8 protein-coding genes and 1 pseudogene are annotated in these 9,488 nt (G+C 72.1%); 5 read left to right on the top strand and 4 right to left on the bottom strand.

What is annotated here, in order from left to right:
• The 3 genes from efeB to B9S57_RS12100 all read left to right on the top strand — a co-directional run.
• Positions 1-1,099 (top strand): iron uptake transporter deferrochelatase/peroxidase subunit (gene efeB / locus B9S57_RS12110; RefSeq protein ID WP_103515559.1); only part of this gene is annotated, 1,099 nt, incomplete at its 5' end.
• A 22-nt stretch (positions 1,100-1,121) separates the two neighbouring features.
• Entirely contained in the window at positions 1,122-2,057 is a 936-nt protein-coding gene (efeU, locus tag B9S57_RS12105) for an iron uptake transporter permease EfeU (protein ID WP_103515557.1), read from the top strand.
• A complete protein-coding gene (locus B9S57_RS12100) occupies positions 1,969-2,967 on the top strand; it encodes a hypothetical protein (protein ID WP_103515556.1) in 999 nt (332 codons plus the stop codon). Before efeU ends, B9S57_RS12100 begins: the two co-directional genes overlap by 89 nt.
• A 44-nt stretch (positions 2,968-3,011) precedes the next feature.
• Here B9S57_RS12100 and B9S57_RS12095 read toward each other — a convergent pair whose 3' ends face one another.
• Together B9S57_RS12095 and B9S57_RS12090 are read right to left on the bottom strand one after the other, a co-directional pair.
• Positions 3,012-3,755, bottom strand: coding sequence for a bifunctional DNA primase/polymerase (locus tag B9S57_RS12095; protein ID WP_103515555.1), 744 nt, complete (start codon positions 3,753-3,755; stop codon positions 3,012-3,014).
• 142 nt (positions 3,756-3,897) lie between these two features.
• Positions 3,898-4,527 (bottom strand): TetR/AcrR family transcriptional regulator, encoded by a 630-nt coding sequence (locus tag B9S57_RS12090; RefSeq protein WP_103515554.1) that lies wholly within the window; start codon positions 4,525-4,527, stop codon positions 3,898-3,900.
• A gap of 163 nt (positions 4,528-4,690) precedes the next feature.
• Here B9S57_RS12090 and ddaH point away from each other — a divergent pair.
• Positions 4,691-5,572, top strand: a pseudogene (gene ddaH, locus B9S57_RS12085) (dimethylargininase); the annotation flags it as partial.
• Positions 5,573-5,576: 4 nt separating this feature from the next.
• Here the strand turns inward: ddaH and B9S57_RS12080 are convergent.
• Entirely contained in the window at positions 5,577-6,572 is a 996-nt protein-coding gene (locus tag B9S57_RS12080; protein ID WP_103515553.1) for a small ribosomal subunit Rsm22 family protein, read from the bottom strand.
• Between the two features lie 166 nt (positions 6,573-6,738).
• On the opposite strand from B9S57_RS12080, the gene B9S57_RS12075 reads away from it, so the two are divergent.
• On the top strand, positions 6,739-8,052 hold the full coding sequence (locus B9S57_RS12075) for a hypothetical protein (RefSeq protein ID WP_103515552.1): 1,314 nt from the start codon (positions 6,739-6,741) through the stop codon (positions 8,050-8,052).
• A 31-nt stretch (positions 8,053-8,083) separates the two neighbouring features.
• On the opposite strand, the gene B9S57_RS12070 is transcribed toward B9S57_RS12075, so the two are convergent.
• Positions 8,084-9,475 carry a Bcr/CflA family multidrug efflux MFS transporter gene (locus B9S57_RS12070; RefSeq protein WP_103515551.1) on the bottom strand — a complete coding sequence of 464 codons (1,392 nt, stop codon included), beginning with the start codon at positions 9,473-9,475 and terminating at the stop codon, positions 8,084-8,086.
• Positions 9,476-9,488: the final 13 nt, after the last annotated feature.

Below are 9,488 nucleotides of genomic sequence, written 5' to 3'. Positions count from 1 at the left end.
CGCCGCCGTGCCCTTCCACGGGACGCACCAGGCGGGCATCGCCACCGCGGTGCAGGACAGGCTGCACTTCGCCGCCTTCGACGTGACGACGCAGGACCGGGCCGAACTGGTCGCGCTGCTGCGGGAGTGGACCCGCGCCGCCGAGCGGATGACCGCCGGACGAGCCGTGGGCGAAGGGGCGTACGGGGGCCCGGCACAGGCTCCGCCGGACGACACCGGCGAGGCGCTGGGCCTGCGGCCGTCCCGGCTGACGCTCACCCTCGGCTTCGGCCCCTCCCTCTTCGCCGGGGGCCGCTTCGGCCTGGAGGACCGGCGGCCCGAAGCGCTGGTGGATCTGCCCAAGTTCCCCGGGGACAATCTCGACGCCGCCCGCAGCGGCGGCGATCTGTGCGTCCAGGCGTGCGCGGACGACCCGCAGGTCGCGGTCCACGCCATCCGGAACCTCGCCAGGATCGGCATGGGGCGCGCGTCCGTCCGCTGGTCGCAGCTGGGGTTCGGCAAGACGTCCTCGACGACTCCCGGCTCACAGACCCCGCGCAACATGATGGGCTTCAAGGACGGCACCCGGAACATCTCGGGCACGGACGACGACGCCCTGAAGAAGCACGTGTGGGCGGACGCCGCCGACGGCGCCGGCTGGATGAGCGGCGGTTCGTACCTGGTCGCCCGGCGCATCCGGATGCACATCGAGACGTGGGACAGGGCTCCGCTGCAGGAGCAGGAGGACATCTTCGGCCGGGACAAGGGCGAGGGCGCGCCGGTGGGCAGGGCGAAGGAGCGCGACGAGCCGTTCCTGAAGGCCATGCTGCCGACCGCCCATGTGCGCCTGGCCCACCCCGACACCAACAACGGGGCGACCATCCTGCGCCGTGGCTACTCCTTCACCGACGGCACGGACGGTCTGGGCAGGCTCGACGCGGGGCTGTTCTTCCTCGCCTACCAGCGGGACATGCGCACGGGCTTCATCCCGGTGCAGCGCGGCCTCGCGGCATCCGACGCGCTCAACGAGTACATCCAGCACGTGGGTTCGGCCGTCTTCGCCGTCCCGCCCGGCGTCCGGGACACGGACGACTGGTGGGGCCGGGCGCTGTTCTCATGACCGACACCGTGGAGGGGCCGCCATGTTCGGCAACTATCTGATCGGCCTGCGGGAGGGCCTCGAAGCCGGCCTGGTCGTCTGCATCCTCATCGCCTATCTGGTCAAGACCGGACGCCGTGACGCACTGCGTCCGGTGTGGACCGGGATCGCCATCGCCTGCACGCTCTCCCTGGCCTTCGGCGCCGCGCTCGAATTCGGCTCCCAGGAGCTGACGTTCGAGGCGCAGGAGGCGCTCGGCGGGTCGCTCTCGGTCATCGCCGTGGGGCTGGTGACGTGGATGGTGTTCTGGATGCGGCGCACCGCGCGGCATCTGAAGAAGGAACTGCACGGAAGGCTCGACAGCGCACTGGCGATGGGGACCGGCGCCCTGGTCGCCACGGCCTTCCTGGCGGTGGGCCGTGAGGGCCTGGAGACCGCCCTGTTCGTCTGGGCCTCCGTGCGGGCGAGCGGGGAGGGCTCCTCCTCCCCGCTGATCGGAGTGCTGCTGGGTATCGCGACCGCCGTCGTGCTGAGCTGGCTGTTCTACCGGGGTGCGCTGAGGATCAACCTGTCGAAGTTCTTCACGTGGACGGGCGGGATGCTCGTGGTCGTCGCGGCGGGGGTGCTCGCCTACGGGGTGCACGACCTCCAGGAGGCCCGCTTCCTCGGCGGCCTGGGCGACAAGGCGTTCGACATCACGGCCACGATCCCGCCGGACAGCTGGTACGGCACCCTGCTCAAGGGTGTCTTCAACTTCCAGGCGGATCCGACCGTCCTTCAGGTCACGGTGTGGGCGCTGTATCTCATCCCCACGCTCGCGCTGTTCCTCGCCCCGGTAGGGTTCAGGCGGTCAGTGCGGACGACGGATCAGAAGGCGCAGAAGGCAACGGATGAGAAGGCTGGGTCGACTGGCGGCGGGGCTCGCGACGGCGACGGTAGTGGTCGTGACGGCGAACGGCTGCGTGACGGTACACGGTGAGCTGGAAGTCGTGCCGGGAGCGACGGAGTCGGAGGCCGCGAAGGCCCTGGAGGACTTCACCGTCGCGTACAACAAGGCGGACAAGGCGTACGATCCGGAGCTCGACGCGGACCGGGTGACGGGTTCGCTCGGCGCGATCAACCAGGCCGGTCTGGTCGCGCGGCGGAAGAACAGCCCGGAGGGCAACACGGCCCACAAGCCGCTGGAGCTGACCGACGCCTCCTACGTCATCCCCCGGAAGGCGGGCTGGCCGCGCTGGTTCCTCGCGGACACCGACTCCAACCGGGACCAGGACGACGGGAAGCTGGACACCCGCTGGCTGCTGACGTTCGTGCGCACCGGGCCGGACGCCCCGTGGAAGGTCTCCTACCTGGCGGTCGCCTCCCCCTCGGAGATCCCGAAGTTCCGCAAGGATGCCGACGGCTGGGCGCAGCCCGTGCCCTCGGCGGGGACGGACGCGGCGCTGGCCACCCCTCCGGGGGAGCTGAGCAGCACCTACACGGACTATCTCAGGGACGGCGCACCGGACGTGTTCGCCCCGGGGTCGATGACGTCGGGCTGGCGGGACGCACGGAAGAACACCCGCAGGGCCGGCTTCTCCTACCAGTACGACGACCAGGCGCTGGATTCCGGGACGTTCGCCCCGCTGGGGCTGACGACGGAGGACGGCGGGGCACTGGTCTTCTTCAGCAGCAAGCACTTCGAGCGGCAGACGGCGGCGGAGGGGCTGCGGCCGACGGTCACCGCCGACGTGCGGGCGCTGCTGACCGGAGAGGTGAAGAGCACGCTCACCAAGGAGCGGGTCTCCAGCCAGCTGGTCTACGTCCCCACGAAGGGGGCCGGCGAGGCCGAAGGCAAGGTGCGCGTGCTGAACCGGCTGCCCGGTCTGGTCGCGGCGCAGGGCTCCTGACCGCCGAACGCGTGAGGGCGCCCGGGCCCTGTGGCCCGGCCCGGTCAGCGGCTGAGGGGCCAGGCCACCGAGTCGTGGTCGAGGTCGCTCTCGTCGGCCGTGTCCGCGTACCGGGTGCAGGCGTCGGTGAGGATCTCGAGCAGGGTCAGCGGGTCGGGCAGCGGGTTCTCCGGTCCGCGGATCCAGTGCACGTCCAGCTCACCGGGGAGCCGTGCGGGCGGCAGGAGGACGTAGCTGCCCCGGCAGTGCCAGCGCATCCCCGGATGCTCGTCCATGGTCTCGGGGTGGCAGTCCAGCTCGCACGGCCACCACTCGTCCTCGTCGTCGGGCGTGCCGCGGGTGGCGGTGAAGAAGAGCATCCGGTCGGTGCCGGACTGGGCCACGGGGCCGACGTCGATCCCGGCGGCGGTGAGCCGGTCGAGGGCCACGCGCCCGGCGGAGAGGGGGACGTCGAGGACGTCGTGGATCATGCCCGTCGCGGTGATGAAGTTGGCCAGCGGCTGACTGGCCGCCCAGCGCTCGATCTGTGCGCTGTCCGTCGTCGACTGCGTCTGCCAGGCGAAGGAGACGGGGTGCCGTGCCGGGGTGGGGCAGCCGATGCGTTCGCACGAACATCGGTATCCGGAGGGGTGCGCGGCGGGCGAGACAGGCATTCCTGCCTCGGCGACGGCCAGGAGCAGCGCCAGCCGGGCCGCGTCGTCGGCCTCCGGCTGTGGTTTCGGCCGCCTGCGCAGCCACTGGGAAATCCTGCCCTCTGTGCCGCGATAGCGGCCGGAATCGGCGCCCATCTATCCCCTCACCTCAGCGGTTTCCTCTCCATGGTCCCACCATCCTGCTCCTCGGGTGGCCAGAGTCTCCAAGCGGGGTACCCGGGCCGTGGTGCAGAGGTCGGCACACTCGGGCGGAATGTCATGGAATGCTCCGTCGGGCTCATGGCCGGACCAGGAGCCCCCGCAGGGTGAGGTCGACGACCTGGTCCGCGTACGCATGGGTGAGCGGAAGGGTTCTGAGCAGCCAGCGGTGGGTGAGCGGGGCGATCAGGAGCTCCAGCGCGATCCGAGGATCGATGTCCGTGCGCACCTGGCCGGCCTCCTGGGCCGCACGCAGGCGTGTGACATACAACTGGAGCTGTGGTTCGAGCAGGTTTTCCACGAATTGGGCCCCAAGCGCGGGATCGATGATCCCCTCGGCCGCCAGGGCCCGGGTGGGTGCCGCGCTCACCGGGTCGTTCAGCCCGTCGACCGTGGCGCGCAGGACCAGTTTCAGGTCGGCCGCCAGATCGCCGGTGTCGGGGATCCGGTACGCGCCGTCCTCGCCGGCCTCGCCCAGCTCCTGAGAGCTGCGGGTGCTCTCCGCGAGGAACGCCTCCAGGAGCACGGCCGCCTTCGACGGCCACCAGCGGTAGATCGTCTGCTTGCCGACCCCGGCCCGGGCGGCGATCCCCTCGATCGTCGTTCTCGCGTAGCCCACCTCGCCGACGAGCGCGAGTGCGGCGTCGCAGATCGCACGCCGGGAGCGGTCGCTGCGGCGACTGGAGTCGGGAGCCTTGTGAGGTGACATCGGGCCAGCCTAGAGGGCCACGGCCCGATACGTATCGTCTTGCCTCCCATCCGTCCGCGCCCGAGGAACCACCCGAACGGATCACAGCGCGGCGGCCCGGGTTCGCGCACCATGAACTCACGCACACACCCCGTGCGCATCCCACCGTTCCGCGGCAGCGGCCGCCGTTCGTGAGGAGCCTGCATTGACCCGTGACGCCACCCCTCGTCGCTACCTGATGTGCGCCCCGGCCCACTTCGAGGTCACCTACTCCATCAATCCGTGGATGGACCCGTCCAAACCCGTGGACCTGCCCCTGGCGACCACCCAGTGGGAGGACCTGCGCGACCGCTACCGGGCCCTGGGCCACACCGTGGAGCTCCTCACCCCCCGACCCGACCTGCCCGACATGGTGTTCGCCGCCAACGGGGCCACCGTGATCGACGGCCGGGTGCTCGGCGCCCTGTTCGCCTACCGTGAGCGGTTCGCGGAGGCCGAGGCGCACCGGGAGTGGTTCCGGGCCAACGGATTCACCGAGATCCACGAGCCGGCCCATGTCAACGAGGGCGAGGGCGACTTCGCGGTGACCGCCTCGTACCTGCTGGCCGGGCGCGGATTCCGGTCCAGTCCGCTCTCCCACGACGAGGCCCAGGAGTTCTTCGGACGGCCGGTGATCGGCCTCGACCTGGTGGACCCGCGCTACTACCACCTGGACACGGCCCTGTGCGTCCTCGACGACGCGGCCGACGAGATCATGTACTACCCCGGGGCCTTCTCGCCGGGCAGCCGGTCCGTGCTGGCCCGGCTCTTCCCCGACGCCCTGCTGGCCGGTGAGGCGGACGCCGCGAGGCTGGGCCTCAACGCGGTCAGCGACGGCCGCCACGTCCTGCTCCCGCAGGCCGCCACAGGGCTCTTCGACCCACTGCGCGACCGGGGCTTCGAACCGGTGCCGATGGATCTGGGCGAGCTGCTCAAGGGCGGCGGCAGCGTGAAGTGCTGCACGCAGGAGCTGCGGGGCCAGGGTCTTTCGTCCGGGCCCCGCGAGCCCGGCACGGCCCGGACGTGAGGGCCTAGTCCTCCCCGGGCGGCGGCCAGGCGTCGCCCCACGCGGTGTCCCGGGCGGCACGGTAGAGCGCACCGTGCCGCTTGGTGACCGTGTCGCGCCGCAGGCCCTCGTCCTTCGTGCACAGCTCCAGCAGCACCTGCCCCTTGCGGATCTGGGGCCTGCGGGTGACACGGGCACCCGCGGGGACGGTGGGGAAGCGGGTCGCCACGACATAGCTGAACTTCTCGTCCTCGTGGCTGAGCGAGCCTCCCTTGACCTGCCGGTGCAGGGAGGAGCGGCTGACCCGTGCGGAGAAGTGACACCAGTCCGTACCGCGCTCGATGGGGCAGGCCTCGTCGTGCGGGCAGGGTGCGGCGATCCCCATGCCGGCGGCGATCAGCCGCTCGCGGGCCTCGATGACGCGGTCGTAGCCGTCGGGGGTGCCCGGCTCCACGATCACCACGGCCTGCCCGGCGGCCGCCGCGGCGTCCACCACCGCGGCCCGGTCCTTCGGGGTGAGCTCCTTGAGTACGTAGGAGACGGTCACCAGGGCCGCGGGGTCCGGATCCGGTGACACTCCGATCCGCGCCCGTTCCCAGGTGGCGGCCCGCAGCCCGGGGACGCCGGACGCCTCGGCCAGTTCACGGCCCAGCGCGAGGGCGGGCTCCGACCAGTCCAGGACGGTCGTACGGGCCCCGTCCCAGGCCCCGGCCACCGCCCAGCTCGCTGCGCCCGTGCCGCCCCCGATGTCGGTGTGGGTGGCGGGCACCCAGTCCGGCGCGGCCTCGCGGAGTGCGGCGAGGCACGACCGTACGGCCTCGAACGTCGCGGGCATCCGGTACGCGGCGTAGGCGGCGACGTCCGAGCGGTCCCGCAGGATCGGGGCGTCGGTGGGGGTCGTCCCGCGGTAGCTGGCGATCAGCCGGTCGACGGCCAGCGCGGCCTGCTTCGGAGGCAGTCCGTCGAGCAGGGCGGCCAGCGCCGCACGGAGGGCTTCCGAGGTGGGGAGGGTGGCGTTCACCGCCGAATTGTAGGCGCAACGGCCCCTCCGCCCGCAGCCCGGTGGACCGGCGACGGACCCCGACGGAGCAGCCCCGGAGCCGAACTCCGCGCCTCCACAGGCCCGTTGCTACGCTGGCCGACGCCGCAACGGGGATGGCTCAGGACTTGGCTCATCGGGGGGGACCATGAGACAGAGGATCGTGCGCCTGGCGCTGGTGGGCGGGGTACTCCTCCTGGCCCTCCTCCTGCTCCTGGCCACCTGTGGGGGCGGCGGGGGCGACACGAAGGGCGGAGTCGGGGCGGAGAAACCCCCGAGGAGGAGCACGGGCCCCGCGACGCGGCTGAACGTCCCCCCGGGGTACACGACGGCGCACGGCTGGGAGGTCTCCGGCACGGGGCCCGACTACGCCCTCTCGCACACGACGGGACGGCTGGCCTATCTGGTCAAGGCCCCCGGCGACCGCTACCGGCTGCGGACCCTCGACCCGGGGACAGGACGGGCGGGCTGGAGCGGCGAGGCCTGGCGGCCGCTGGAGCCGCAGCGCTTCCCGAAGCTGCTCACCGTCGCCAAGGACGACCGCCAGTACTTCGTGACCTGGTCGTTCGGGAGGACCGGCGACGGTCTCACGCCGGCGAGGACCTTCCTCTCCCTCGACGTGTACGACGTGGTGGACGGCGAGCGCCGGCGCGTCGAGGTGCCGTGGACCGGCGCGCCCACCGTCACGGCGACGGGACCGGGCATCCTGATCAACGACGGCGGGGTGAACAGCGCGGTCGTGGACCCGGTCAGCGGCGAGGTGTCGAGGATTCCCGCGTCCGCGGTGACATATCCGAAGGGCTGCACGGCCTGCAGGCAGCTCACCGAGGTGCGCGGGCAGACGGCCGAGGGGCTGCTGCTGAGCGGCGCACGCGAGTTCTGGGTGCGCGGCGGCTGGTTCAGCCGGAAGACCGCCCCGAAGGGCGCGAACCCCGCGAGCGGGGTGCCGACCGCGGTGGCACCGGGGCTGGTCCTGGCGAAGTGGCAGCTCGCGAAGGGGGCGGAGCGGGCCGCCACCCATCAGCTGTGGGCGGTCCACGACGCGGCCACAGGGAAGCCCGCCGCCTCGGTGGAGTGCCACAGGCCTGCCATGGAGCCGGGGAGCTATCCGCAGGCCGTCGTCTCGCCCTCGGGCCGTTACCTGGTGGCGGGGAACCTCGCCTTCGACCTGCGGGAACGGAAGGCGTTCTGCTTCGAGGAGGACGACGGGTCGGCGCGGCTGACGCTCGCGTCGGTGACGGACGGGGGCAGCGCCTACGGCGCCACGACCGCGCGTGACGCGGACGAGGCCCTGGAGGGAGACGGGGGCGGCCCGGTCTCGATGAGTTTCACGACCGGGGACATCGAGGCGCTGGCCCCGAACACGCGTCTGCCGGAGGCGGAGGCCTCCGGCGTGGGCGTCTTCCGCTGGACGGACCGCACGGACCGCCTGCACCTGCTGGGCTATCCCCGCGTGGGCTGAGCCGGCCGGGACCCGCCCGGCCAGCCGCCGGTCACTTCGGCAGCGGCTGCCGCGTGCCGCCCTTGTTCTGCCAGGGACGGCAGAGCAGCAGGAAGCACACCACCGCGGAGAGGGCGCAGACCACCTGGACCACGGCCATCGGTACGGCGGTCTGTTCGCCCGCGATCCCGACCAGCGGGGACGCGATGGCCCCGATGAGGAACTGGGAGGTCCCCAGCAGGGCGGAGGCGGAGCCCGCCGCGTGCTTCGTGCGCATCAGCGCCTGGGTGTTGGTGTTCGGCATCGCCAGGCCCATGGCGGACATGAGCACGAACAGTCCGGCGGCCACCGGCAGCAGGCCGACCTCGCCGAAGACCCCGGACGTCATCAGCAGCAGGGCGGCCGCCGCGACGGAGATGACGGCGAGGCCGAAGCCGAGCGCCTTGTCCAGGCTGACCCGCCCGACGAGCAGCTTGCCGTTGATCTGGCCGACGGTGATCAGCCCGATGGAGTTGATCCCGAAGAGCAGGCTGAAGGTCTGCGGCGACGCCCCGTAGATCTCCTGGACGACGAACGGCGAGGCGCTCACGTAGGCGAAGAGCGCGGCGAAGGCGAGGCTGCCCGCGATCATGTAGCCGGTGAACACCCGGTCGGCCAGCAGCCCGCGCATGGTGCGCAGAGCGTCGCCGACCCCGCCGGTGTGGCGCCGCTCCGGGGGGAGCGTCTCGTGGAGCCACTTCCAGACGACCAGGGTCAGCAGGACCCCGACGAGGGTGAGGACGACGAAGATGCCCCGCCAGTCGGTGAACTGCAGGACCTGACCGCCGATCACGGGCGCGACGACGGGGGCGACTCCCGAGATCAGCATCAGGGTGGAGAAGAACCGGGCCATCTCGTCGCCGTCGTAGAGGTCACGGACGACGGCCCGGGAGATCACGATGCCCGCCGCGCCGGCCAGGCCCTGGAGGAGCCGGAAGCCGATGAGGAGTTCCGCGGTGGGGGCGATCGCGCAGATCGCCGTGGCGAACACGTAGACGATCATGCCGAGGAGCAGCGGCGTGCGCCGGCCCCAGCGGTCGCTCATGGGTCCGACGACGAGCTGGCCGAGCGCCATGCCGGTGAGGCAGGCGGTCAGGGTGAGCTGGACCGTCGCGGCCGGCGCGTGCAGCGCGCCGGTGACCTCCGGGAGTGCCGGGAGGTACATGTCCATCGAGAGGGGCGGCAGTGCGGTGAGCCCGCCCAGCACCAGCGTGACCAGGATTCCGGCCCGCCGTGCGGTGGTCGTGGAGGCTGCCGGGATGCCCGGCGCCATGGTCGTGGAGATGGCCGGGACACCCGCGGCGGTGGGGGTGGCTGTGGCCTGGGCGCCGAGTGCGGCGCCCTCGCTGTTCGTCGGTATGGGGTCGTGCACCTGCTGGGCCCGGCTCGCGCCGCTGTCCGGCATCCTCGTCTCCGCT

The organism is Streptomyces sp. SM10, from assembly GCF_002910915.1.
In the GTDB taxonomy this organism is placed as follows: domain Bacteria; phylum Actinomycetota; class Actinomycetes; order Streptomycetales; family Streptomycetaceae; genus Streptomyces.
Note: the sequence above shows the minus strand (reverse complement) of the source record. Positions and strands in the feature narration are given on the sequence as shown.

Bases quoted from the DNA above. Each gene is read 5' to 3' on its own strand.
- B9S57_RS12100 (WP_103515556.1), top strand. From the start codon at position 1,969: ATGAGAAGGCTGGGTCGACTGGCGGCGGGGCTCGCGACGGCGACGGTA.
- efeU (WP_103515557.1), top strand. From the start codon at position 1,122: ATGTTCGGCAACTATCTGATCGGCCTGCGGGAGGGCCTCGAAGCCGGC.
- B9S57_RS12090 (WP_103515554.1), bottom strand. From the start codon at position 4,527: ATGTCACCTCACAAGGCTCCCGACTCCAGTCGCCGCAGCGACCGCTCC.
- B9S57_RS12095 (WP_103515555.1), bottom strand. From the start codon at position 3,755: ATGGGCGCCGATTCCGGCCGCTATCGCGGCACAGAGGGCAGGATTTCC.
- B9S57_RS12075 (WP_103515552.1), top strand. From the start codon at position 6,739: ATGAGACAGAGGATCGTGCGCCTGGCGCTGGTGGGCGGGGTACTCCTC.
- B9S57_RS12070 (WP_103515551.1), bottom strand. From the start codon at position 9,475: ATGCCGGACAGCGGCGCGAGCCGGGCCCAGCAGGTGCACGACCCCATA.